Consider the following 26,308-nt stretch of genomic DNA (forward strand, 5'->3'; position numbering starts at 1 on the left):
CGCGACGATCACGGTCCGAATGTTGATCAACCGCACCAGCGGCCTCGCCGAATACCTCCCGGATGCCTACCCCTAGCTCACGGCCTTCCCCGACGCGGCGAATACCACACCGGAGAGCCCGAACGACGATGACGAATTCGTAGACGGCCGATTGCAGCCGGGCCGTCGAAATACTCATAAAAGGAACACACGATCATGACGGCCGCATCTTGCGGCAAAGGAGAAAATCATATGGAAACCTCAGCACAAAGTACTGGAGAGCAGTCAGCGGCGATGAGACTGCTGCTGGCTTGCGGTGTCATTGCTCCGCTGCTCAACATTGTTGTCATTCTCATCCTTGGGGCCATACGCCCTGACTACAACGCCTGGATAGTCCCCGACAGCAACCTCGAACTGGGGCCTGGTGGGTGGATGCAAATAACCAACTACATCGTGACCGGAGCGCTCCTGCTCGCTTTTGCCATCGGGATGCGGCTGCTTCTGCGTACCGGACGTGGTTCCACCTGGGGCCCCATCCTGCTCGGCATCTATGGCCTCACCTTCATCGCCATCGGGCCTATCCTTCCCGACCCGTCGCTAGGTTACCCACCAGGAGCGTCGAGCGCGCTAACCATTCACGGCGCCATTCATAGTCTCCTTGGTCTGGTTCAGTTCACTTCGCTGACTGCGGCTTGCTTCGTGCTGGCGCGGCGCGATGAGGCGCTCGAAAGTCGCGGCTGGTCCCGGTATTCGGTTGCCACTGGCCTGCTGGTCGCCACCTCTTATGTCGCCTTCGTCCTCACCGCCAAATTGGTAGACGGGGGACCAGCAGGGCTCATTGAACGGATTGGGATCATTGCCGGCGGCATTTGGATTGCTCTGTTGGCGATCCGCCTGATGAGCAGGCCAGTCCCACGCGTGTCTGTCGAATAAATGGATCTGTCAGAACTCAGGTCGGTCTGGTCGTCGAGCTGGCGGGCGCGGATCGTGCCCACGTGCGCGTACAGCAGGTCCCGGCGCAGCGCATGCAGGGACTCGCCTTTATTGAGCTGGCGGGAGATCTTGCGCCGATAGTCAGGATCCGACAAGTAGCGGGCGGCGTAGACGGTGCGCCGCAGGGCCCCGTACTCCTCGAGCGCGGTGGCCAGGGGTGTTCTGCCGCCCGGACGCGAACACCTCGTCGCCACGAACCCCAACCTCCAGCACACCGACCAACCGACGGCTGTTCACCCGGCGACGGATTCAGGGGAACGGGCGAACCGGAGCGTGACGAGCTGGAAAGGCCGCAGCCGCAAGCGAACTCCCACGCCCTCCTGGATCGCGGCGGTGTCCCCCGGTAGCGGCCGCTCCAGCAAATCGCAGACCTGGAACCCGGCGACACCGAAGCCGACGGCCACCAGCGCCGAGGCACGGCCGCCGTGCGCCTCATAGACTCGGAGCACTATATCGCCGCTGCCGTCGTCGGCGAGTTTGACAGCGCTGGTCACCACGGCGTCATTGTCGATGGTGAACAGCGGTTCGACGGCTTCGGCGACACCCGGCCGCAACGGCGTGAGGTTGACGCGGTAGCCCTCACACACGGCGTCCCCGATCGAGGCGCCAGGGACCAGCGAGTGCCGGAAGTAGTGTGCACCGTGGTCGGTCTCCGGATCTGGAAATCGTGGCGCCCGCAACAGTGAAACCCGCAGTGTTGTCGTTGTCCCGCCATCGGCTCGGACCGTGCGGGTGACGTCGTGTCCGTAGGTGGAGTCGCTGACGAGCGCCACACCCCAGCCCGGCTCTGCGAAATGGACGAACCGGTGGTTACAGGCTTCGAATTTCGCGTACTCCCAGCTGGTGTTGGAGTGGGTAGGCCGGAAAAGATGCCCGAACTGGGTCTCGGAGGCATAGCGGTCGGCGTGGATGTCCAGGGGGAAAGCCAGTTTGAGGAATTTCTCCGTCTCGTACCACTCGACGCTGGTGTCGATGTCGAGGCAACGCGCGCCCGCCCGCAGCGCCAAGGTCTGCTCGACTTTGGAAGACCCGAACGAGCGGCTCACCCGCACCACAGCCGAGGCCGGCGAATCCGTGTCTACCGCAACGAAGTCCGCTTCGGTGAGGTTGGTGACCCGGTTTCGGTAGAAGAGCTCGACATCCCAAGCATCCCATGCGTTCGGGTAATCCGGGTGCAGCTGCAGCAGGTTCGCGGCCGAACCCGGCGGAAGCGTCTCACGCTGCTTCTCGAGGTCGAACACCGACACGACGAGTCCACGCGCGTCCACTTCGACCCGCAACAGTCTGTTGTCGAGGACGAACCCGCCACCCGCGCGCTCGGCCACCGAGCACGACTGACCCGGCTCCACCGCAGCCGCCGCACCGGCCGGGACCGATCGCCAAGTGTGCGGCGCCGGGTTGAAGAAATTCGGTCCCATCCGCTCACCGCCGAGCACCCATTGGGCCCGTTCGATGATCGTCGTCAGCTCCTCGGCCACTGCCGCGTAGGCCTGCTGCGCCTCTCGGTGTACCCATGCGATCGACGAGCCCGGCAGGATGTCATGAAACTGGTGCAGCAGCACCGTCTTCCAGATCCGGTCCAGTGCCGCGTAGGGATACTCGCAGTTCTTCCGCACCGCCGCCGTGGCGGCCCAGAGCTCGGCTTCCCGCAGCAGGTGCTCGCTGCGCCGGTTACCCTGCTTGGTCTTGGCTTGACTGGTCAGCGTGGCGCGGTGCAACTCCAGGTACAGCTCCCCCACCCACACCGGCGGGTTCTGATACTCGGCCTCGGCCTTGGCGAAGAAGGCGGCGGGGGTGTCCCACAACACCTTCGGCGAGCCCTCGAGGTTCTTCATCCTGGCGGCCTTGGCGACCATCTCCCGTGTCGTCCCGCCACCGCCGTCGCCCCATCCGGTCGGTGCCAGTGACATCGACGCCCGGCCCTTGTCCTTGAAATTCCTTGCGGCGTGCGCGATCTCGCGGCCATGCATCGAGCAGTTATAAGTGTCGACCGGCGGAAAATGGGTGAAGATCCGGGTTCCGTCGATGCCCTCCCACAGGAAGGTGTGGTGTGGAAACTGGTTGATCTGGCTCCAGGAGATCTTTTGTGTCAGTAGCCATTTGGACCCGGCGGCCTTGATGATCTGTGGCAGCCCGGCGGCGAATCCGAACGTGTCGGGCAGCCATGCCTCCTGGTTCTCGACACCGAACTCCTCCAGGAAGAACCGCTTGCCGTGCACGAACTGCCGCGCCATCGCTTCGGAGCCCGGCATATTCGTGTCCGACTCGACCCACATGCCGCCGGTCGGCACGAACCGTCCTTCCGACACGGCGTTCTTGACCCGCTCGTAGACCTCGGGTCGGTGCCGCTTGATGAAGTCGTATTGCGCGGCTTGGGACATCGCGTAGATGAACTCGGGCTCGTCGGCCAGCAACGCGGTCATGTTCGCGGTGGTGCGCGCCACCTTGCGCACCGTCTCGCGCAGCGGCCACAGCCACGCCGAGTCGATGTGCGCGTGCCCGACCGCGGAGATCTTGTGCGCGGACGCCACCGCCGGCTTGGCCAGCGCGTCGACCAAGCACGCGCGCGCCGCCGTGGCGGTGGCGTTCACGTTCTGCAGATCGACGGCGTCGAGCGCGCGCTCGAGCGCCCGCACGATGTCGTAGCGGCGGGCGGGATCCTCGGGCATCTCGTGCATCAGCTCGCCGAGCACCTCCAGATCCTGCACCAGCAGCCAGACCTCGTCGTCGAATACCGCGAGGTCCAGCCGACCCAACCGGTACTGGGGCTCGTCACCGGCGGTGGACTTCTCGCCGAGCGTGGTCGGCGAGAAGAAGTGAATGATCGGGTTCGAAGCCGCCTCGACGTGCAACACCACGTGCTCACCGCCGACCGCGGGGGACGCCACACGCACCCACTGATTACGCGGGTGCAAACCCTTGACCGGCGATCCGTCCGGCCGATAGACCAAGCCCTCGCACTGGAAACCCGTCATGTTCTGGTCGAAACCGAGATCGATGATCGCCTCGACGGTCTTGCCCGCCCACACGTCAGGCACCGTCGCCTCGACGGTGAGCCAACTGGTCCCCCATGGTGCGCCCCACCTGGCGCCGGATTCGATAGGCGTCCGGGGCGCGGCCAAGCCCTCGGCGACCGGTACCGGCTCATCCGGCGCAACCCAGATGGACGCTTTCAGCGGCACCGACTCCGGGTAGATCGCCGGAGTGATCCGCTCTGCCAAGACCCGCCCGAGGCGATTCTCGACCAACCGACGGTCATCGTGCATAGCGGTGGCTCCCATCGGACCGGGGGCGTGATCAACGAACCGCACCCATTCTCCGACAGCACGGTGATTTCTCGGGCACACCGGCTCATATTGCGTGTTTCACCGACCCGGCCGCGACGCCAACGGCACCGGGTTTACGGCATTCATCGGGGGGCATGTTCGGTGTGGAGGGCTTCGGCGTAGACCGACAGGATTCGGGCGATGTGCCTCGATTGGCGCGGTTCGTCGGCGTGCGCCGCGAGTGCCTTGCGCATGCCCGGCAGGCGGGTTCGGTTCCGCGCGAGGGCCTTCAGTACGGTGGCGAGCGACTCCACCAACGAATCGGGGGCGCGGACGCCGCCCTCATCGGGCACGGTTTCGGAGAGTTCGGGGTCGCAGTAGACGATCGGCAGACCCATCGCCACCGCTTCCAGCAACACCATGCCCTGAGTGTCGCAGTCGGAGGTGAGTAGCAGGACGTCGTGGTCGCGCATGGCGGTCAGGCAATCGGCCTGATCGACCTCGCCGTGCAGGTGGACGCGGTGGCTCAGATCCGCCTCGGCGCTCGCCGAGCGGACCCGATCGGCGAGCGGGCCGCTGCCGTAGATATCCAGCGTGCATTCGTCGACCAGGCGCGCCACCTCGATCGCTTCGAGCGGACGTTTCTCCGGCGACAGGCGACCGCACCACAGGGCACGCAGCGGTGCGTCCTGGTTCGTCGCCGTACCCTCCGCGCCGCGCATACGGTCGAGCAGCGTGTCATCGATACCGTTCGACACCACGTGAATCGGCCGGTCCACGCCGCGGGCGGCCAAGCGACGGGCGAAGTGCTGGGTCGGCACGATCACCCGATCGGCCGCCTGGGCCTGCGCGATCAGCGGACGCCACGCCAGCCGCGCGATTCGGCCGTCACTGTCGTATGCCGGTTGGCGGCGTAGCGGCACGAACCAGCCGTGCAGCAACCGCATGGTCAAGGCGGCCAGATACGGTGACGGCGAATACTTTTCGATCATCGCGTCATCACGGCTCTGCATAGTTTGGACGACCGGGATACCGTGCCTGCGTGCGGCGCGTACGCCCGCGATCCCGCAGCCGTAGGTCGTCAGCGTGTGCACGATGTCGACCGGGCCGCGCTCGGTGAACGCGGCGTCGATCAGACGCCGGTTGGCTCGGGTCGGAAGGACCACCGGCAGCCCGTTCGACATCGAGAGGGTCGGAACCGGTCCGAGCACGACCGTATCGGCCTCGGACCGCATGGAACCCGGTGCGGGAGGACAGAACACGGTCACCCGATGACCGAGCTGCCGCAGGCTGTCGCACAGCGACCGCATCGCGGTTTGGACGCCACCCAGAGTGGCCGGGTGGAAGTCGGTGAAGATCGCGACGTGCACGGAATCGGCCACAGTTCAGGCCGATGTCGTGACGGCGAGTTTTTCCACCGCGTCCGCCGCGGCACGGATACCGTTCTCGGCAGCGACCAGGCGGCCGAGTTCCGCGGCTCGGCTGCGCGCCTCGGGGGTCAACGTTCGGACCAGCGCATCGTGCAGCCGATCCTCGGTCAGCGACGGGTACGGGAAGTCGGCCCCGATTCCGAGCGCCGACATCCGCCAGCCGTAGAAGAACTGGTCGCTGTGCACGCCGATCACCACCGCGGGCAGTCCGGCACGCAGCACATCGTGGGAATTTCCGCTGCCGCCGTGATGGACCACCGCGCGACACCGCGGCAGGATTCGGTCGTAATCGAAGGAATCCAGGACGAACAGGTTCCGGTCGTATCCGATGCCACGGGGGTAGCCGTCACCTTTCACGGTGACCAGGGCGCGGGCGCCCAGCCTGCGGCATACGGCGGCGATCAGATCGCAGGAACCGGTGGGGTCCAGGATCGGCATACCGGTCATGCAGAAGTAGATCGGTGGCTCGCCCTCGTCGAGCCATTCGGTCAGCGCCGGATCGACTACCGACTCGCCCCAGGCCTCGCGCATATGTGCCGGCAGAATCGGCGCACCGACGACAGTCGAGCGGTCCGGCCAGTCGCCCGGCTTCGGCAACAGCACCGGACTCACCATGTGCACCAGCGGAATACCGTCCTTGCGGATGCGGCGGAACGGATTCTGGGGCTTACCGGGCAACCCCATCATTTGGCGCACCCGCCGGTCCATCTTGCGATACGCCACGCCGTACGCGATTTCGAACGCCGAGTAGCTGGCCAGTCGTAGTCGCCGCGACGAGATCATGTGCTTGACCATGAACGACGACGGGAACTCACCGGTGCGCTCTAGCGGATACGGCAATCCGCCGATCACGGGTTGTCCGGTTTTCTCCCTGCGCTCCATCGCCCACGGCAAGGTCGAGGCGCACGACACGATCACATCGGCCGATTCGCAGGCGCCGCTGAGCACCTGGTGCATCTGGTCACCACGCTCGCCCGCAATGATCTTGACCGTATCCAGCATGATCTGCAGGAACGGCAGCGGATTGCCCGAGGACAGGCCGCGTTTGGCCGCAGGCGATTCCAGCAGCTCCGCGGAGTTGAACGGGATAACGTGCGGCTCGAAGCCCGAGCGCCGCACCACCTCGGCGTAGTTCTCGGTGGCGGTCATCTCGACATGGTGTCCGCGCGACCGGAATTCGTCGGCCAGGGCGAGATACGGCTGATGATCGCCCCGGGTTCCCGCCGTCAACAATGCGATTCGCATACTCTCGACTTCCGTTTGTGATCTGTTGTGTTTCATCCGCATTCGCCGATCGTCCGGCCGTCGGAGCGGCCCGGCCACGGTGCGGTGCCGATGTTAGTGTCGGCGGATGACCGAAGACATCCGCCCCCGGCTGCGTATCGGGATCCTCGGTGCGGCGAATATCGCGCCCGCGTCCCTCATCCAACCGGCCGAGCGGAACCCTGAGGTCGTCGTCGCGGCGGTCGCTGCCCGGGATCGGTCGCGTGCGGAGGGGTTCGCCCGCAAGCACGGCATCGGGCGGGTCTACGACAGCTATCAGGCGCTGATCGATGCGCCCGATCTCGACGCGGTCTACATCCCGCTGCCCAACGGCCTGCACGGTCGCTGGACCCGCGCCGCCGTAGAGGCCGGGAAACATGTGCTGTGCGAGAAGCCGTTTACCGCCAACGCCGAGGAAGCGCGTGAGATCGCCACGCTGGCCGATGATTCCGATCGTGTGGTGATGGAAGCGTTCCACTACCGCTACCATCCGCTGATTGCGGCCGCCGAAAAGATCATCGCGTCCGGCGAATTGGGGAAGCTGCTGCGCGTGGAAGCCGCGCTGAGCTTCCCCCTGCCGAAGTTCTCCGATATCCGATACAACTACGACCTCGCGGGCGGAGCCCTGATGGACGCGGGCTGCTACGCCGTACACATGGCCCGCGTGCTCGGTGGCGAGAACCCGGAAGTGGTTTCGGCGCAGGCGAAGCTGCGTGACCAGCGGATCGACCGTGCGATGACCGCTGAACTGCGCTTCCCGTCCGGGCACACCGGCCGCATCCGGTGCTCGATGTGGTCGTCGGATGTGCTGCGCATCGGCGCCACCGTCGTCGGCGAACGCGGCCGGATGCGGCTGATCAATCCGGTGCTGCCGCATCTGGGACATGTGCTGTCGGTCCGTTCGGAGAACGGCAGGCGGTTGCGGCGGTTCGGTCGTCGTGCCTCCTACGACTACCAACTCGACGCCTTCGCCGCCGCGGTGCTGCGCGGCGAGCCGGTGGCAACCACACCGGGCGATGCCGTGGAGACCATGAGTGTCATCGATGCCATCTACCAAGCCGCCGGCCTGCCCCTACGCCAGCCGAGCTGACGTCTCGTCGAGGAAATCGACGATATATCCGAACACGTCCAATGCCGCGCCACGGCCGATGAACGTGTCGAGGTGGCCGTAGGAGGGAATCTCGGTGTACCGGACATCGATACTCGGATTGCGTGCCGAAAGCACCTCGTAACAAAGCTTGTTGGAATCGAGCCAGGCCTCGTTGCGGCTACCGGACAGCAGCAGTACCGGACAGTCGATGCGGTCGGCCTCGTCGAGCGCGTTCTCCGGGAGCGCACGGTAGCGCTCGTCGTCGACATTCCACCGGACGACGGCGTGCGCCAATTCCATCTGCCGCAGATGCGGCAGCACCGACAGCGGTACCGCCCCGAACAGCTCGGCCAGCCGATCGTGGGTGCGAGCGTCGAGGTGATCGTGTTCGAACAGCTTCGCGCCCATGCCCCAGCCATGGTGGACCATGCGGCAGGTCGGGTCGGGGCAGTCGCCCTTGCGCGATAGCGCGGCGTACAGCAGAGTGCGCTTGGACCATAAGCCGACCTTGCGGAAGTCGGATTCGAGGTGGGTGATGCGCGAGCCGATCAGTTCGCTGCCCAGCAGCACGCGCATCCGCGCCGATGTACTGACCTTCGGAGTCAGGAAGACCCCCTGCGCGACAACGCCCGCCAGTCCGGGGAGTAGTCCGCCCGTCATGCTCAGCGACAGGGCCAGTGCGCCGATGCAGTGTGCGACAACGAAGAGAGGGCGGTCCCCGATCCGCTCTCTGATCTGCGCGACCGCCGCAGGTAGGTCGTAGAGCGCGACATCGTCGAAGGTGTAGGGCCGACCGGATTCGTTGTAGGGCAGGCGGCAACTACCGCGCCAGTCGAGCAGCCACGACTGGTACCCCGCGTCGGTCAGGACATCGGTCACATTGCGAATCTCTGGAAGCGCGAACATCTCCGAGGACACGCCGTGCCCGTGCACCAGCAGCACCGCGGGCGCCTCGGCGGGGCCGACGCGACGCACTTGCAGGTCGATGCCGTCGGCGGTGCGGAAGGAGATCACCTCTGCGGCATCGAGTTCCGGGCTGGTCGATCGCGTCACCGGCGGTGCTCCTTACGCATGGCCCGGCGCAGATCCAGCAGATCGGTACCCACCCGAAGTACCGGTTCCATCAGGCTCTTTCCGAGTTGGCTGCCGAACCAGCTGAGCCACAACAGTTTCGCCAGGCGCTGCTGCCGTTCGGGCAGTCGTGGATCGATCTCGATGCCGTCGATCTGGTCGGACAGGTAGGTGTGCATCGGCACGGTGACCTCGCCGGTGTACGACGCGGGCTCCCCGGTGCGTCCGATCTCGATTACCTGAGTCCCGAGCTGGCGCACCAGGCGTCGCCGCGCCGCGGCGAATTTGTATCCCTCCAGCCACCATGTATCGCCGGACGAATCACGCAGCGTCAGTTGGTAATGCATGATCGGATGCCGTGCTTCGTGGCGCAAAGGTATCCCGTCGTGCGGCCGGACTGTCGCGGTGCCCTCGACCGTGAGCGACTCGTCGTGCAACCGAGGGCAGGTCAGCTCGCCGCTGACGTCGAGCGTTCGCGCGCTGAATACCTGAGCGCTGCTCGCGACGGACAGGGTCAGCCGTAGATCGCAGGGGATGTCGGCGGTCTCGCCGATCGGGCCGACCGTCCCGGTAAGTGTTTCGTGGAACCGCAGATAGGGCTCCTCGCCCGGCTGCGGTCCCATGCCCGCCATGGTGGCGAGCATCTTGCCGCGTGCCGCCGGACCGGAGGTGGCAGGCACGGGCAGGCCGTTGGCGGACACGAAGGCATCGGTACGCGCGGCCGATGCGGGCGGCGCGGTCACCATCGCCGCCAGCTGTCGCCGGGCCACCGGACTCTGCAGCACCTGCGCCAGCGATTCCAGTTCCGGCACCGGCCCTTCCCTGATCGCCCGTACCGTGTCATCGCACCACTGTTCCCAGTGCTGCACGCGAATACCCAAGCCGCCCATGGTGGTTTCGGCGACCATCTGCTCGAGCGAGGTGGGCGCGCCGGTGAGGTGATAGGTGTGGCCCCAGGCGCTCGGGGTGCCGATGATCTGCGCGGCCACCCGGCTGACCCAATCCACCGGGGCGGCGTTGAGGTACCGGAATCCCGGCACGGTGCGAAATCGCATCAATGCCGCGGTGATCCCTGCGTTGAGGTCACGCGGGTTGTGGGCACCGGTCTCCGGGTGGCTACCGATCCCGCCGGGACGAAGGATTGTCACCACGAGTCCGTGTTCGCCCGCCCGGCGCAGCACGGCCTCGGCGGCCCATTTGGATCGGTCGTATCCGATGGGCAGCGCGGCGACATTGGCGGTCGGTTCGTCCTCGCCCAGCGTCGTGGCATCAGATCCGTTGAACACCGCCAGTGAGGAGATGTGGTGCACCGGTTTGGGCCGATCGGTGCAGGCCAGCTCCGCGAGGATCAGCGGGCCGAGTACGTTGGTGCGGCGCAGCGACGGATAGCCGCGCAGGAAATCCACTGCGGCACCCGCGTTGACGATCGAATCAACTTCCGCGGCAAGGGTTTCCCACCGTTCGTCCGACAGGCCGAGACGGGGCAAGCGTAGGTCGCCAGCCAGCGGCGTCACTCGCCGCAGTACCTCCCGCGACCAGGGGAGCGCGAAGCGCCGCAGGGCGTGCTCCAGCCGCCCGGCGGCGGCCTTATCGTCGTCGGCGCGAACCAGGCACACTACGTGGGCCTGACTGTGCCGCAACAGATCCAGCAGCAGGTGACTGCCCAGAAAGCCGGTGGCCCCGGTCAGCAGAATGCGGCGCGGCGCGGCCCGCTCCGGCGCTGCTACGAGCGGCAGCCGGTCGGCCCCCGCGAGATCGGCGAAGAGTTGGGCGAGATCGTCGGTGTCGGTGAAGGGTCGGTCGACGTCGTCGGTATCGGCCTCGGGTTTCACTTCCGGCCGCGACGGTGCGGATTCCAGGTGGTCGGCCAGCCAGCGGTGCGCCAGCCTGCGCGGGCGCGCGTCGAAGAACACCGTGTCGAGATCCGGGTGGATGCCGAGCTCACGTGCGAGTGCCGCGACCAATTCCACTGCGGCGAGGGAGGTTCCGCCCGCGTCGAAGAAGTCGGTGTCGGCGTCGATGGGCGTCTCGGTGAACCGATTCGCCACCGCGGTGATCGCCGCAGCCAACGAGTCGGCGTCCCACTCTCTCGCGTCGCGCTGTGTCTCTACCTGCGGTGCGGCGACATCCGTTCCGGTAGAGCCTCGTTCGAGGGTTTCGCCGCGCACGCGACGGTCGACGGACGCGTTCTGGGTGCCGGTGCGTGCCAGCAGGGCAGCGACATCCATTCCGGCAGTGCCCCGTTCGAGGGCTTCGCCGCGCACGCGACGGTCGACGGAGGCGTTGCGGACCGCCGTCCCGTCGTCCGGCACGCGTTGGTCGATGGTCGGGTTGCGGGCCGCGGTTCGCTTGTCAGGACTGGTCAACCCGTCACCTCCTCGTCATTCGCCTGCGTCTCCCAGGACCGGAACTCCCGCAGGCGATCCGGGGTCGCAGATACCTCCAGCGGCCCATCCTCGGTGGCACCGGCGAGCAGCCGCGCCGCCAATCGTCGAGCTGGTTCGTTCCTGGCGGTGCGCTCGACCGATATCCGTACCGTCGAGCAGCCGAGGGCATCGGCCCTATCCGCTGACCAGCTCAGCAGCCGTTCCTCGACGCCGCGGCCGAGGGCACGGCAACTGAGCTGCCAGCCGCGAATCCACAGGCTGTCCGCATCCTTCCGTAGCGCGAGCACCGAGATCAGCCCGTAGTCGCCGAAGCGGTCGCGCGCCGTCGCGGTCCACACCTCGCCCTCGTCGCGCCACCGGTCGAGGTCGTCGACGGTGACGGCGGCAAGGGTGAACTGAGTGGTCCGCCGCACGAGTTGTCGTGCGCGCTCGATCGTGGCTTCGGTCAGCGGCTCGATATCGACCTCGAGGTTCAGTCGGTCGAGGAACTCCGCGAATTCCGTGGCGGCGCGAGCACTGTCGCGCTCCCGCTCCTGGTGGTAGAAGTCGGCTCGCGCGCGGTCTTCTGCCGTCGCCGCGACCGGCACCATCGGCCACAATCGCGTGATGAACGATTCCAGTTCATCGGCGGGAGGACACGTCACCGACAGCACCTCGGGCAGCAGCGCGCGCATGCGCGCCACTTCGACCTGGTTGTCGTCGAGATAGCAGAAGCTGTCGAGGCCGAGCCGCAGTGTGCGTGCGACCTGCTCCATCCGCTCGGGCTTACCGTCCCAACCTGTGGAGATCGCGGCGAAATCGTCGCGGCGCAGCGGGCTGTCTGGCCGGTCCAGGATGGCTCGGACGATATCGTCGTCGTTGTTCGTCACCAACACCAGCAACGTTCCCGCCGCGCGCCACTGCAACAGCCGCCTGGCCAGTGCTCGGCGTGGCTCATCGAAAGCCACAGCGGCGGAACCGAGTTCGCCCGCCGTACCACTCCACAAGGTGTCGTCGCCGTCCACCGCGATCACCTTCGGCGCGGGTTCGCTCACGACGCCGACGGTCGCGACGAGGGTGAGGGCCACCGCCGCCTGGAATTCGGGCGAGAAGGGCAGATGTGCAAGGATCTCGGTCCGGTCGTCGAAGGGGTTGTCCACCAGGTGATGGCGCGTCCATTCGCTCGGTTCCAGCACCGCGACGCCGGGAATCTCACGCAAGCGTTCGGCGACGAGCCGCTCCCACCTGAGCAACCGTTCCGGCGGCCTGGCCGACGGCAGGATGCCGACGACAATCGGCTTACGCATGCGTTCGGCCACCTCGCGCACGGCCGCCGGATAGTCGGCGGCGAGCTCGGTGAGCAGGTCGTCGGAAATCGCGCCGAATCGTTCCAGATCCGCCGCACGCAGCAGCACGATGCCCAGCGCCGTCGAGGGCTGCGCGAAGACGCCCGACGGGTCACGCAGGCACGACAGCACATGATGATAGGGCGCCTCCGCGACGGTGATCGCGGTGGCATCCGACGATGCCGCCACCAGCAACTCGGGCAGCCTGCCCAGCGCGAATGTCGCACCCAGTGCCGCACGAACACCGGAAACCGGCTGCTGTCCGACTGTTTCGGGCCGGACCGGCGCTCCGGGATCGGTGACCGCGGCGGCAACCGTCTCCAGGTATTCCGCGCCGAACTCGGCACAGGTCCGCGCGTCGATGATGTCGCTGTTGTAGGTGAACCACACCTGGCCGGTATCCGGCAGCACCGCCACCATGAGGTCGAGATCGGAGTAGCCGGTGCTCACCGGAACGACCTCGGCCGCAGCCACGGCGGAGTTGGCGCGCAGGTAGTTGAAGTACACCTCGATCATCGGCGCGTTGTCGCGGTGCAGGCCCTCGGTGGCCAGCGCGGCGAGCACGTCGGCGAAGCCCGCGCCGGGCGCGAGCAGATTCCGCAGCCGCTCACCCGTGCGCTGTAGCACGTCGGTGACAAGGTCACCGGTCGTGACGGTCGCCGGGAACGGCACGGGCACACCGAAATATCCGACGGCATCGGTCGCGTCGGCGTGCATGCGGGTATCCACCGGAACCGCAAGGGCGAATCGGTCGACCTGCTGTCGCCGGGCCAGCAGCACGGTCAGTGCGCCGAGGAAGACCGCGGCCGGCGTGAGGCCGAGGTCGCGGGCTCGGTCCGCGACCCGGTCGTGCAATCCGGCGGGCATGTCGATCGCTATCGCTCCCGCACCGTAGCTGCGTTGGGCCGGACGCGGATTCGCCAAGGTCAGCTCGAGTCGGCTTGCTCCGGAAAAGGTCTCGCGCCATCGCGTGACCGCGGCATCGGCAACGTCGCGCTTGTTCGGCTGCGCGGCGAGCAGTTGATGCATGTCACGGTTGGTGACAGCGTCGTCGAGCTGCGAACCGGACAGTTCCGCGGCGAGCTCGCCCCCGACGAGCAGCATCGACTGCACATCGCTCATGCTGTGATGTGCGCCGAAAAGCAGTACCTGGTCGTCGGATTCGCTGTTGAGCAGTTCGAAACGCCAGAGCGGGCCTGTCTCCAGGTCGAACGGCCGCGCCATCAGTTCCCGGAAGTGCTCCTGGACGATAGCGCCACCGAGGTGGTCGAGGTCGCGCCAACCGGCCAGGTCGCCGGGCTCGCGGCGAATCTCGAGCTGCCGTCCGTGCTCCTCGCTGCGCTGAATAGTGGTGCGCAGTGCGGCATGTCGGCGGGCAAGTCGCGTGAGTGCCTGCTCGAGTTGCTCTCGGGTGACCGGCGCGGACAGTCGCACGGCGACACCGCCGGTCTGCGCGGCGCTCGGGATACCGAGTTGTTCGGTCCGCAGCAGACGCATCATGTCCCTGGTCACCGGCAGCACTTCGACCTCGGGTACCTCGGTGGCCACGGCGTCGATATCGCCGCTATCGGCCTCCCGTGTCACCGCGTCCACGAGGTAGTCGGCGAAGTCGGTGAGATTCTGCTCGGCGAGGATCGTGCCGAGCGGCACCGAGATTCCGGTGTGCTCACGCACCTTGTTGCGCAGTTCGATCGCCATCAACGAATCCAGACCCAGACTCTGTAAGGGCTCCTCGACCGCGACCGTCTCGGTGCCCGCATGACCGAGCACCTGCCCGGTCCACTCGGCCACCGCGGCAATTGCCAGGGCGATCGCCTCCGCACGCGGTACGGCCCGTAGTTGTTCGGCGAAGCGCGATCCCGCCGCCACGTCGACGGTCGCGAGGTCGGCGACGGCCCGGCGCGGCACGCGGCGCACGAGTCCGCGCAGTAGCGGCGGGACGGCGGGCGCGCGCCGCAGCACGTCGGTGTCGAGCAGCAAGGGGACCAGCATCGGATCGCCGAGCCGAAGCGCGGCATCGAAACAGGCCATACCCTGCGGCACCGAGAACGTGCGAATACCCGCGCGCTCGATACGCCGGATGTCGGCCTGCGCGTAATGGTTGTGCATATCGACCTCCCACGCGCCCCAGGCCAGCGACTGGGCGGGCAACCCGAGTGCTCGGCGGCGCAGCGCCAGTGCGTCGAGATAGGCGTTGGCCGCCGCGTAGTTGGCCTGCCCCGGTGTGCCGAACAGTCCGCCTGCCGCGGAGAACAGCACGAACAGCGACAGCTCCCGATCCGCCGTCAGCTCGTGCAGATGGTGTGCCGCATCGACTTTCGGGCGCAGTACGCGGTCGAGCCGCTCGGGTGTCAGCGAGCTGAGTACGCCATCATCGAGTACGCACGCCGCGTGGACCACACCAGCCAGCGGCAAACCGTCGAGCAACTGTGCCAGTGCCGCCCGGTCGGCGATATCGCAGGCCGCGAATCGCACCCGCGCACCGCGGCGCTCCAGGTCGTCGCGCAACTCACGGCCACCCGGGCCCTCGATACCGCGGCGACTGACGAGCACCAGGTCGCGGGCACCGTACGCGTCGACCAGATGACGGGCCAGTGCCGAGCCGAGCCGACCCGGTGCCCCGGTGACCAGCACAGCACCGTCGCCGAGTGACACCTGGCCTTCCGGCACGCGCTGTGCGCTCTCCGGCAGCCGAACCAGCCGCGGCAGAAACGCCAGGCCGTCACGCACGGCCAACTGCGGTTCGCCCGTGGCGAGGAGTGCGGCGATGTCCACGTCGGGGTCGGCCGTGTCGATCAGCACGATGCGGCCCGGATTCTCCGACTGGGCCGAGCGCACCAGCCCCCAGACGACCGCACCCGCCGGATTCGGTACCTCCGCGCCGGGCCCTGCAAGAGCTGTCGCAGGCACGGCTACCGCATCTCGAGTCGCGGCCACTGCATCGCCAGTAGCGGGCGCAGCGCCGGAAGTGACGGGAGTAGCTGGCACACCGTCGCGTGTAGCGGGCGCAGCGACGCGAGCAACGAACACACTGTCGCGACCAACTGATACAGCGCCACGAGTACGCACGACAAGTGTCGTCTTCTCGAATCGACTGTCGCCGAGGATCGTTTGCAGCGCGGCCAGGATGTGCTGGGCAGTGTCGTGCACCTGTTCCAGCGAATCACCCTCGGGCACCGGCAGAATGATCGCGTCAGCTGTCGGCGGCTCGGCGGAATTCCACTCGCTCAGCGTGAGTGTCCGGTCCGGCGCGGGTAGCGCGAGTTCCGACCACTCCATCCGGAACAGGCGACGGTACGCGGGCGCGAGCGATGCGGCATCCCATTGCGCGGCGGCGACCGGTCGCAACAGCACCGAACCCACCGACACCACCGGTCGTCCGGTCCGGTCGGTCGCGGACATGGTGACGGTGTCGGCGCCAGACCGGGTGAGCCGGACGCGTAGCGCGGTGGCGCCTGAAGCCCACAGCGCCACATCGGTCCACACGAACGGCAGCATGGCGTGTTCGCCGTCGGCGGCGAACAGGGCGGTGGCGTGCAACGCGGCATCAAGCAGTGCTGGATGGATACCGAACTTCGCGGCGTCGCCTCGAGCGGATTCGGCGAGTTCCACCTCGACGAAGATTTCGTCGTCGCGTCGCCATGCCGCCCGCATCGCCTGGAACAGCGGACCGTAGTGGTGGCCGCGCGTGTACAGCTCGGAGTACAGGCCGTCGACGTCGACAGGCACCGCTTCCACAGGCGGCCACACCGACGAATCGGCTTGCAGCGGAACAGGTTCGGACTCCTCGGCTAGGGTGCCGTCGGCGTGCAGCGTCCATCGGGCATCCGGATCGTGCTCGTCGCGGGCGTAGATACGCACCGTCCTGCGGTCATCGGCGTCGGCGCCACCGACCACCGTCTGGATCTGCACGGCTCCGCGATCGGGGACGAGCATCGGGGCGCGCAACACCAGCTCCCGCACCACCGGGCTGTCCACCTCGTCACCGGCACGGACGGCCAGTTCGACCAATGCGGCGCCGGGCAACAGCACCGCGTTCGGGCCCGCGTGATCGGCCACCCACGGCTGCTGCCGACGCGATACCCGACCGGTCAGGATGACACCACCCGAATCCGGCTGCGGCACAACGGCACCCAGCACGGGGTGGGCAACGTCCCCGAGTCCGAGCGAGGTGGTATCACGGTGAACTCGGTCGGTCCAGAACCGCCGCTCGTCGAAGGCATAGGTGGGCAGGTCCACCCGCCCGTACTCGGGAACCATACTGGTCCAGTCGAGTTCGTGACCCGCGACGTAGAGTTCGGCCTGCGCCCTGGCCAGGCAGGTCGGTCCGTCCTGGTCTCGCACCAGTGAACCCACGGCCACCACCTCGCGCACGAGTTCCTCCGACACCGTCTTGACGGCGGCAGTCAGCGACGGGTGTACCCCCAGTTCGACGAAATACCGGAATCCGTCGGCGATCATGCGCTCGATCGTGGGTGCGAACCGCACGGTCTCGCGCGCGTTCCGATACCAATAGTCGGGTCCGATCGTCCCGCTCGTCACCGGCTCGCCCGATATCGTCGAATACCATGGTGTCGCAGGCGAATCCGTGGCCATATCGGCCAGCTCGGCCGTCAATGGTTCGCGGATGGATTCGATCAACCGGCTGTGCCCTGCGAAGCCGGTACCTGAGCCGGCGAGCCGCGTGTAGATTCCCGCGTGGCTCAGCTCGGCCAGCAGTTTCTCGACCGCGGCCTGCTCACCCGCCACGATAGTCGAACGGCGCACGTTCACCGCCGCGATCGACACCCGGCCGTCGAAGTCCGCCAGCCGCCCGCTGACCTCGGCTTCGGGCAGGCCGACCAGAGCCATCGCGCCCGCTCCGCGGACGGCCTGCATCAGGCGGCTGCGTGTGACGATAATCCTTGCGGCATCGCTCAATTCGATGGCACCGGCGCAGTAGGCAGCGGCGACCTCGCCCTGACTGTGGCCGATCACCGCATCCGGGATCACGCCCGCCGCTCGCCAGGTGGCCGCGAGCGCGGCCATGGTCGCGAACAACAGCGGCTGCACGACGGGGAAATCATCGAGGTCCGTGGTGGTCATGGTGGTCAACTTGTCCACCAGCGACCAGCCGGTGTGTGCACCGAAAGCCTTGTCGCACTGCTCGAATTCCGCGCGGAACTCCTCGGAGTGAGCGAGCATATCGCGCGCCATACCGACCCACTGCGTGCCCTGCCCGGGAAAGACGAAGGCGGTCTTGGCGTTGGTGAGCACCGCACCGGCGCCGACGACGACATTCGCCGACGACCCCCCGTCCACCAGATCGCGCAGCGCGGCGACCATCTCATCCCGATCGGCCGCCACCACGACCGCGCGACGCTCGAACTGGGTGCGCTGCAACGCCAGTGCGCGCGCGACCGGACCCGGCTCCAATCGCGGGTCGGCAATCACCAGATCGAGCAGCCGCTCGGCCTGACCGTGCAACGACGCCTGACTGCGAGCCGAAATCGGCAGCAGCGAAACACTCCGCTGGTCGGCTGACGTGTCCGGCACGACGATGGGCTCGGGCGGAGCTTCCTCGAGGATCAGGTGCGCGTTCGTGCCGCTGAGTCCGAAAGCACTCACACCGGCACGACGCAGCCGATCACCCCGGCGCCAGGGCATCGGCTCGGCCGCAACCACGACACCGCTTCGCTCCCAATCGACCTGCGGTGACGGCACACTCGCATTCAAGGTGGCTGGGATTCGTTCGTGCTGCAGTGCGAGCACCAGTTTGATGACACTGCCCACGCCCGCCGCGGCCTGGGTGTGACCGACATTGGATTTCAGCGACCCGATACCGAGTGGCCGAGCCGGGTCACGACCCGGCCCGAACACCCGCGCCAGTGCGCGCGCCTCGATCGGATCCCCGAGCGCCGTACCGGTGCCGTGTGCCTCGACGTAGTCGATGTCGTGCGGCGTCAGACCCGCGACACGCAGCGCCGAGCGCAGCACCTGCTCCTGGGCCGCGCCGTTGGGGGCGCTGAGACCCTGGCTGCGGCCGTCCTGATTGACGGCGGAACCACGAATGACCGCGAGCACCCGGTCCCCGTCGCGGCGAGCATCGCCGAGCCGCTTCAACAACAGCAGACCAGCGCCCTCGGCCCACACCGTCCCGTCCCCGTCGGCGGAGAACGGCGCACACCGGCCCGTCGGCGACAGCACACCCAATTTGCACAGTTCGATATGGGCGATCGGTGACATCAGCAGCGTGGCGCCGCCCGCCAAGGCGAGATCACATTCTCCCGCGCGCAGCGCCTGCATCGCCGAGTGCATCGCGACGATCGACGAGGAGCAGGCAGTGTCCATGGTGACCGCCGGACCGTGCAGCCCCAGCGTGTAGGAGATCCGCCCGGACGCGACACTCGGCGACAATCCGGTTCCCACTTGGCCGTTCAGCTGTTCCGGCGCGGGGTCGGCCAGATAGCCGGTGCTGTACACGCCGAGGTACACGCCGGTCGCGCTGCCGTGCAGGGTGCGCGGATCGCGCCCCGATCGTTCGATCGCCTCCCAGCTGAGCTGCAACATCATGCGCTGCTGCGGATCCATTACCGCGGCCTCACGCGGGCCGATACCGAAGAAGGCGGCATCGAAGCGATCGATGCCGTCGACATATCCGCCGCGGAAGGTGTACGCCTTGCCGGTCGCGGAGGTATCGGGGTCGTAGAGCCCGTCGATGTCCCAGCGGTCCGCTGGCACGTCGGTGAGCGCGTCGCCGTTGCCGTCCAGCAGCCGCCAGAGGGCCTCGGGTGAATCCGCCGCGCCGGCGAATCGGCAGGACATCGACAGGATCGCGATCGCGTCGTCGTCCGCGTTGTCTGCGTCATCGTCCGCGGTCGCCGCCTCGGGACCGGCCGTACCCGCCTCGATCGGCGCGGCGGGCGCCAGTGCCGTCGCCACTCCATCGATCGTGGGGTGGTCGAAAAACAGATTGGTGTCGATGAAGCGTCCGACGAAATCCGACAGCTCGACTACCAGCTCCACCAGATCGTGTGAGCCCAAACCGAATTCGACCAGCGGCAGATGCACATCGATACGTTCCGGATCCAGCGCCGCCTGCCGCGCGATCTCGGTCACCAGCCAGGATCGGACCGCCTCCGTGGACGGCTCCGCCGCAGACCGATCCGCCGACTCCTCGGTCGCCGTATCCGGTTCGTGCTCCTCGTCCACCGGCGCCCGCAGCGGACCCGCCGTCAACGTGAGCAACTCGCCGGACAGGTATGCCGCCCGGCACGCCGAACGCTGGATCTTCCCACTGCTGGTCTTGAATATGGTGCCCGGCCGAATCAGCAGCACCGTCGCGAGTGTGAGCCCGTACTCGGTCGCCACCGCGCCGCGCAGGGCGCCCTCGATCTCGGCCAGTTCGCCGGGATCCTCGCCGCGCACCTCGGCCACCACCACCGGCTGCTCGCCGGTCGGCCCGAGATCGACGGAGAAGGCCGCGACACAGCCGGCCCGGATACTGTCGTGCGCGGCCTCGACGGTCGATTCGATGTCCTGCGGATAGTGATTGCGGCCGTCGACGATCAATAGATCCTTGCGTCTGCCGGTGACGAACAACTCACCACCGGAGAGGATTCCGAGGTCCCCCGTGCGGAGGAAGCGGCGACCGTCACCGGGCAGCGTCGCCCCGAACACCTCGGCGGTGGCCTGCTCGTCACGGAAATAACCGGCGGAGACACTGTTTCCGGCGACCCAGATTTCGCCTTCGTCCCCGGCGGCGCGTTCGGTGCCGTTCTCGGGGTCCACGACCGCGATCGACATACCCTCGACCGGCCGCCCGACACCGACCAATTCGGCACCGCGCGCTCGGGTGTCCCGACCCGCAACCTCGCGGAGCGTCGGCGCCGCGGTGGTGGATGACGCGGTCACGATCAGGGTGGCTTCGGCCAGACCGTAGACCGGCTGGTGGGATGCGGCGCGGAATCCGACCCGACCGAAGGTGTCGGTGAACCGCCGCATCGTCGCGGCCCGTACCGGTTCGGAGCCGTTGAACGCCACCCGCCACCGGCTCAGGTCGAGCCGATCGATCTGTTCCGGCGCGATCTTGCGCGCACACAGTTCGTAGGCGAAGTTGGGGCCACCGCTGGTGTGGGCGCGGTAGGTTGAGATCGCCTGCAGCCATCGCTCGGGACGCTGCAGGAAATGCAGCGGCGACATCAGCACCGAATTGGCGCCGAGATAGACCGTATGCAGCAGCGGCGCAATGAGTCCCATGTCGTGGTACATCGGCAGCCAACTGGCGAACAGGGCGCCGTCCCATGAGTCGGCGAACGTGCGGTCATGCCCGAGCCCCGCGGCGATCGCCGCCTGGTTGTGCAGCAGATTTTCATGGGTGAGCAGTACGCCGCGCGGCGCGCTGGTCGAGCCGGAGGTGTACTGGATGAACGCGACCGAATCCGGGCCGAGATCCGGCTCCCGCCACCGCGCTGCCTGATCGTCCGCGATCTGGTCGGTGGCCAGCCACCGCACACCCGCCAACTCGGGAATCTCCGCACACAGCGCGGCCGAATCCGCGACGACGCGCTGCGGCGCCAGCACCACGTCGACCTCGGCGTGCGCCACCATCCGCCGCAGCCGGCGCAGCGAGCGGTTATCCCATTCGGGCAGCGGCGCGGGAACAGCGACCACGCCGGCCGCAAGACATCCGAAGAACGCCTCGGCGAACTCCGGGCCTGCCGGGTACAGCAACAGCGCCCGCTGCGGCATCGAATCCTGCAGCGCGGCGCCGATCGCCCGACTGCGGACACCCAGGTCTGTGTAGGAGATTTCGCGGACGACGCCTCCGACATCACCGCTGTCAAGGAACCGGTACACCACATCGGTCGGCCGATTCTCGACCTGAGTGAACAATGTCTCGACGAAAGTGTTGAGCACGGACTACTTCCTGTAAACGGTGAAACCCGAGATTGAGCCCGTCCTGATTCCCCTGATCTACGGGAAATGGCACGCGGCGCGTTGCGACTACAGCGCTCATCAATATAGCCGTCGTTACGCCGCTTCCCTCGGTAGGCAACTCGACGCAATCGCTCTGTGCCCCGGAAAATAGGGGCAGCGGCCGCTCGAAGCTCATTGCCGCTGGGGGGATTTCACGTTTGCGAGTTGACGACCCAGCGGTGAGGATGGCTACGTGTCAGACACCCTGGTATCGCTGCGCCAACTTCCCCGACTACGCACCCGTCACCTCGGGCGGATCGGTGGACTGCTGCGTCCCGGCACCCACCGTTCCCCCTTGCTCGAGCTTGGAAAGCGGTTCGTCATCTCGCCGCCAGGATTCCCGATCATGCTGGTCACCCACGACATGGACGATGTCCGAGAACTGTTCGCCAACCACGACGACTTCTCGATCGGGCAGGTACTGAGCCGGTTGTCCAGCCACGACATGATGTTCGGCAAGCAGACGTTGATTTTCCTCGACGGCGACGAGCACCGCCGCGAGCGCCGGCTGTTCTCTCCGCCGTTCCAGAACAAGGCACTGCGGTCCTACGAAGACCTCATGGTCGAGGTGGTCCAGCGCGAACTGCCCACCTGGCCGGTCGGCGAGCCGATCGAGTTCTTGAAGGTCGGCTACGACCTGGCCATCGGTGTGCTGCTCGGCGTCGTCTTCGGTGACGTGGCTCCGGCCCGCAGGGACCGGCTGAAGCAGGCGGTGAGCGAGTGGTTCGGGGAGATCGAAAGTCGCGGTTTCCTCGCCGTCACGTTGCTCACGCCGCTGTTCGGCGGCTACACCCCGCCCTACCCGCCGCTCGGTCGCCGCCAAGCCGATGTCGACACCGTCATCATCGAGGAGATCACCGCACGCCGATCCGACCCCGGCTACGCGGACGACCGGAAAGATGTGCTGTCCCGGTACGTCGGCACCGAACTGGATCAGCACGACGATGCCGCGCTGGCCCGCAACCTGCGCGGCATCCTGCTTGGCGCCTACGAGACCACCGCGATCACGCTCGGCTGGATCGCCGCCATGCTGGCCGGCCACCCGGAGGCCATGGCCGAACTGGACGCAGCGGCCGACTCCGGCGACCAAGCCAGGCTCGATGCCTACTTGGACGCCGTGGTCGCCGAAACGATGCGGCTGCGCCCGGTATCCCCGTTCACCGGCCGACGAGCGCTGCGCGACACCGTGATCAACGGTGTCCACATCCCCAAGGGCGCCATCGTCATCGTCCCGATCCTGCTCATTCACGAATCAGAACAGCACTACCCGGACCCGATGGTCTTCCGCCCCGAACGCTTCCTCGACGAGCGGCCGAACGGCCACACCTGGCTGACGTTCGGCGCCGGTCCGCATCGCTGCCTGGGCGCCCAGTTCGCCCTCGCGGAGGCGCGCATCCTCTTCCGCACCGTCCTAGAACATCGCCGCATCGACACGGTCCCAGGCCCGGTCGAACCCCCACGCCGCTACCACACCGGCCTCAGCCCCGCCCACAACGCCCGTATCACGCTCCTCCCCCGCTGACCCAGAAGCCGAGATGAACCGCAAGGTCCCCGATCTCAACAAAGATCGGGGACCTTCCTCATGTGGGCTCAGGCAGCGGAGACGCGAAAGCCCTTGTACCAGATGCAATTCCGCGCAGACTGAGCAATCTTGTTGTGATTCAGAGCAATTCGGCGTCGGGCAAATCGACGTCGCCCACTCGCCGCAGTGCCGCCGCCGCTGCGGCGGCTACCTCGGCCGTGATTGCACCCGAACTACTACGATCAGGATCCTGAGTCGACGTTTTGGCGGGAGAGGCCCGTTCGCGACCGGAGGGGCTACTACGCATGACCTATTTTCAGCACGAACCCGGCGATAACCGGAACCCGGGCACCCCCGAACCCGCACCGCTGCCATCCAACCCACCCGGCGGCCAGGACAGCCCCACTGCCGGCGCCGACCTCGTGTTCTCCGGTCCCGCTGCGGCTGCCGACTCGCCCTGGTACGGCCAACCCGGTCAGGGGTACCGGCCGCCACCGCCGTATCCGCCGCCGCCGTATCCGCCACAGTCGACCGGTAGCGGCAAAACGGGTCTGATCGTCGCCGGCGTTCTCGGGCTGGTGGTGGTGCTGGGTATCGGTGTGGCGATCGGTATCTTCGTCGGCGGCGACGGTGGCGGTGAGTCCGCCGGTGCCTCGACCACTGCCCAGCAGGGATCGACGCCCGGGACCTATTCGATGAACGGGATCACCAATGCGTGTGACCTGGTCGACCCCACACCGTTGACCAAGTGGTCGTCCACGCCGAAAGGCACTCCCAACCATCGGGAAACCTGGCCGTCCACCCACGACAGCGGCAGCCTGAAGTGCATTGCCGGCTACATCAGTTCGACCAGCGACGAGTTCACCATGAACAGAGCCGGAATGAGCGTCGAGGCCGAGTTCACCGACGGGACGGCTCCGCCCTTCTACGACCATTGGAAACACGCCGATACCGCAAACGCTGGACCGGGGTCGGTCTCCGGCGAGGTCACCGGAATCGGCAGCCAGGGCTACTGGCATTCCGAAGTGACCGGCAACCTGGTCTCGGAAATGGCCTACGTCGTGTGTGTGCAGGACGGTAACGTCTCGGTGCGGGTAAAGATCGCGCTCACGCGGGAGAAGGGTTCTCCTGCGGTGAGCCAGGACGAACTCGATTCGATCGCCAGGCGCCAAGTCCGCAGTGCGCTGGACGGTTTGAGGGAGAAGTAGAGGCCGCCGACTCGAGCAGGCCGGTGGGGACAGTGCGGATGACTGCTCGACGTCGGCAGTAATAGGATCGGTTCAGAGTTGATGGTCGACGGCGGAGCCCGTTGCAGAACCGGAGGGGCTACGTGGGATGACCTACTCCCAGCGCGGACCTGACGATCAGCCGACACCGGGAAGCGCCGATCCCGCTGTGCGGCAACACGATCCGCCGTTGGGCGACTGGCGTAACCCCGACTCGGGCACCTACACCTCAGTGCCTCCGCCCGCGTTTGCTCCCGGTCAACCTGTTATCGGGTACGGCCAACCTGGTCAGGGGTACGGGCCGCCGCCGTCGATCGGTAGCGGCAAAACGGGTCTGATCATCGCCGGCGTTCTCGGGCTGGTGGTGCTGGGCATCGGTGTGGCGATCGGTATCTTCGTCAGCGGCGGCGACAGTGGCGGCAATTCCGCCGCTGCCCCAGCCACTTCCAGCGCTGCCCCAGCCACTTCCAGCGCCGCCCCGGCCACGACGACGTCGCGCAGGGAAGCCGCGCCGGGGATCTATTCGATGAGCGCGATCACCAATGCCTGCGACCTTGTCGATCCCACGCCGTTGCACAGGTGGTCGTCCACGCCAAGGGAAGTCCCCCGGCATCAGGAATTCCCGCCGAATACCTCCGACGGCGGGAACCTGTACTGCGCGATCCGCTACACCAGCCCCTCGACCGTCGAGGACGACGCCACCGTCGACGAAGCCGGAATCAGCCTCCAGGCCCAGTTCACCGGCGCCGAAGCCGCCCCCGCGTACGACCGTTGGAAACAGACCGATACCGCCGCCACCGGAGCAGGGCGGGCCTCCGGCGAGGTCACCGGAATCGGCGCTCAGGGCTACTGGCACACCGCGACCACCGACACCGGCAACGGAATGACCTACATCGTGGGCGTGCACGACAGCAACATCTCGGTGCGAGTAGAGGTCGCCGTCCTGCGCGCAAAAGGCGAACCGCCGGTGAATCGGGACGATCTCGACACGATCGCCAAAAACCAAGCCCAGCAAGCTCTGAATGGACTAAAGACGGAATAGGCGTCACCAGCCATCCGCGACGGTGTCCACTAGTCGATAGTGTCACCAACGAACAGGTCGTCATGTTCGGATCCCGATCGTCGCTCCTGCGCGGTGGGTGTCGAAGAGACGTATCGAGATGTACGACGCGCCTGCGGGCAGCCGCACCGGGTCCGCCGGCCACCGACACCCCAACTGCCGAAAGCGGTCTGGATCAAAACTCCCGGCCTCACTCGAACGGCCGAGTGGCTCGGCGCCAGGACGCACGTGGTCAGAGGGGCTGGAGCCGGGGGTGCAGGAGGCAGAATTCGTTGCCTTCTGGGTCGGCCAGGACGTGCCAGCTGTTGGTGCCGGTCTGGCCGACGTCGACGGGCCTGGCGCCGAGAGCGAGCAGCCGCTCCAACTCGGCGTCCTGGTCGCGGTCGGTGGGGTTGACGTCGATGTGCAGTCGGAGCTTTCCGGTCCGGGGGTCGCTGCTGGGGATGAGGATTAGGGTGGGCTGCGGGCCGCCGAAGCCGGTGTCCGGCGGCCCGATCTCGATGCTTCCGTCGTCCTCCCGGCCGAGTTCGACGTAGCCGAGGACCTCGCTCCAGAATGCGGCGAGCCGGTCGGGGTCGGCGGCGTCGATGACGAGCTCACTGATGCGGCATGCCATGCCCGTCAGTGTAGGTAGACAACCCGGCAGTCGATAGTCGGTCGTGGTCCGGAGGGCAACGTGCGAAGGAGAACATGATGGTTCGCCGACATATTCAGGTGGCCACCGGGATTGGGGTGTTG

Annotated in this window: 12 protein-coding genes and 1 pseudogene; 5 read left to right on the plus strand and 8 right to left on the minus strand. The window is 67.0% G+C overall.

Translation table 11 applies throughout. The annotated features are described in order from the left end of the window. The first annotated feature begins 195 nt into the window (after positions 1-195). A complete protein-coding gene (locus ACFQZZ_RS01600; RefSeq protein ID WP_378672715.1) occupies positions 196-912 on the plus strand; it encodes a DUF998 domain-containing protein in 717 nt (238 codons plus the stop codon). A gap of 20 nt (positions 913-932) precedes the next feature. On the opposite strand, the pseudogene ACFQZZ_RS01605 reads toward ACFQZZ_RS01600, so the two are convergent. The 4 genes and pseudogenes from ACFQZZ_RS01605 to ACFQZZ_RS01620 all read right to left on the minus strand — a co-directional run. Then, positions 933-1,197, minus strand: a pseudogene (locus ACFQZZ_RS01605) (Tn3 family transposase); the annotation flags it as partial. An 8-nt stretch (positions 1,198-1,205) separates the two neighbouring features. Continuing rightward, positions 1,206-4,238, minus strand: coding sequence for an alpha-mannosidase (locus tag ACFQZZ_RS01610; protein ID WP_378672717.1), 3,033 nt, complete (start codon positions 4,236-4,238; stop codon positions 1,206-1,208). A 143-nt stretch (positions 4,239-4,381) separates the two neighbouring features. Continuing rightward, positions 4,382-5,620 (minus strand): glycosyltransferase, encoded by a 1,239-nt coding sequence (locus ACFQZZ_RS01615; protein WP_378672719.1) that lies wholly within the window; start codon positions 5,618-5,620, stop codon positions 4,382-4,384. Between the two features lie 3 nt (positions 5,621-5,623). After that, the gene (locus ACFQZZ_RS01620; protein ID WP_378672722.1) at positions 5,624-6,913 is read right to left on the minus strand and encodes a glycosyltransferase; all 1,290 of its coding nucleotides are present in this window, start codon (positions 6,911-6,913) and stop codon (positions 5,624-5,626) included. Between the two features lie 106 nt (positions 6,914-7,019). Between ACFQZZ_RS01620 and ACFQZZ_RS01625 the strand changes: the two genes are divergently transcribed. Next, positions 7,020-8,021, plus strand: a complete 1,002-nt coding sequence (locus ACFQZZ_RS01625; protein ID WP_378672725.1) for a Gfo/Idh/MocA family protein — start codon at positions 7,020-7,022, stop codon at positions 8,019-8,021. Here the strand turns inward: ACFQZZ_RS01625 and ACFQZZ_RS01630 are convergent. From ACFQZZ_RS01630 to ACFQZZ_RS01640, 3 genes are read right to left on the minus strand one after another with little or no spacing between them, the layout of a single operon-like run. Next, positions 8,004-9,074, minus strand: a complete 1,071-nt coding sequence (locus tag ACFQZZ_RS01630; RefSeq protein WP_378672728.1) for an alpha/beta hydrolase — start codon at positions 9,072-9,074, stop codon at positions 8,004-8,006. The genes ACFQZZ_RS01625 and ACFQZZ_RS01630 overlap by 18 nt on opposite strands. Next, a complete protein-coding gene (locus ACFQZZ_RS01635) occupies positions 9,071-11,458 on the minus strand; it encodes a thioester reductase domain-containing protein (RefSeq protein ID WP_378672731.1) in 2,388 nt (795 codons plus the stop codon). Before ACFQZZ_RS01635 ends, ACFQZZ_RS01630 begins: the two co-directional genes overlap by 4 nt. Next, entirely contained in the window at positions 11,455-21,702 is a 10,248-nt protein-coding gene (locus tag ACFQZZ_RS01640) for an HAD-IIIC family phosphatase (protein WP_378672734.1), read from the minus strand. The genes ACFQZZ_RS01635 and ACFQZZ_RS01640 overlap by 4 nt, the downstream gene beginning before the upstream one ends. Before the next feature lie 253 nt (positions 21,703-21,955). Between ACFQZZ_RS01640 and ACFQZZ_RS01645 the strand changes: the two genes are divergently transcribed. The 3 genes from ACFQZZ_RS01645 (at position 21,956) to ACFQZZ_RS01655 (ending at position 25,552) form a co-directional block, all read left to right on the plus strand. Next, a complete protein-coding gene (locus ACFQZZ_RS01645) occupies positions 21,956-23,284 on the plus strand; it encodes a cytochrome P450 (RefSeq protein WP_378672738.1) in 1,329 nt (442 codons plus the stop codon). Between the two features lie 305 nt (positions 23,285-23,589). Next, on the plus strand, positions 23,590-24,492 hold the full coding sequence (locus tag ACFQZZ_RS01650) for a hypothetical protein (RefSeq protein ID WP_378672741.1): 903 nt from the start codon (positions 23,590-23,592) through the stop codon (positions 24,490-24,492). A 127-nt stretch (positions 24,493-24,619) separates the two neighbouring features. Continuing rightward, positions 24,620-25,552: a hypothetical protein gene (locus tag ACFQZZ_RS01655; RefSeq protein ID WP_378672744.1), complete on the plus strand. Its 933-nt coding sequence runs from the start codon at positions 24,620-24,622 to the stop codon at positions 25,550-25,552. A 250-nt stretch (positions 25,553-25,802) separates the two neighbouring features. Here ACFQZZ_RS01655 and ACFQZZ_RS01660 read toward each other — a convergent pair whose 3' ends face one another. After that, positions 25,803-26,186, minus strand: coding sequence for a VOC family protein (locus tag ACFQZZ_RS01660; RefSeq protein ID WP_378672747.1), 384 nt, complete (start codon positions 26,184-26,186; stop codon positions 25,803-25,805). Positions 26,187-26,308: the final 122 nt, after the last annotated feature.

Origin of the sequence: Nocardia sp. GCM10030253 (genome assembly GCF_042675075.1) — a bacterium.
In the GTDB taxonomy this organism is placed as follows: Bacteria; Actinomycetota; Actinomycetes; order Mycobacteriales; family Mycobacteriaceae; genus Nocardia.

What these genes read in the sequence shown, in the direction of transcription:
- ACFQZZ_RS01600 (WP_378672715.1), top strand. Translation starts at nt 196, where the DNA reads ATGACGGCCGCATCTTGCGGCAAAGGAGAAAATCATATGGAAACCTCA.
- ACFQZZ_RS01610 (WP_378672717.1), bottom strand. Translation starts at nt 4,238, where the DNA reads ATGCACGATGACCGTCGGTTGGTCGAGAATCGCCTCGGGCGGGTCTTG.
- ACFQZZ_RS01620 (WP_378672722.1), bottom strand. Translation starts at nt 6,913, where the DNA reads ATGCGAATCGCATTGTTGACGGCGGGAACCCGGGGCGATCATCAGCCG.
- ACFQZZ_RS01625 (WP_378672725.1), top strand. Translation starts at nt 7,020, where the DNA reads ATGACCGAAGACATCCGCCCCCGGCTGCGTATCGGGATCCTCGGTGCG.
- ACFQZZ_RS01650 (WP_378672741.1), top strand. Translation starts at nt 23,590, where the DNA reads ATGACCTATTTTCAGCACGAACCCGGCGATAACCGGAACCCGGGCACC.
- ACFQZZ_RS01655 (WP_378672744.1), top strand. Translation starts at nt 24,620, where the DNA reads ATGACCTACTCCCAGCGCGGACCTGACGATCAGCCGACACCGGGAAGC.
- ACFQZZ_RS01660 (WP_378672747.1), bottom strand. Translation starts at nt 26,186, where the DNA reads ATGGCATGCCGCATCAGTGAGCTCGTCATCGACGCCGCCGACCCCGAC.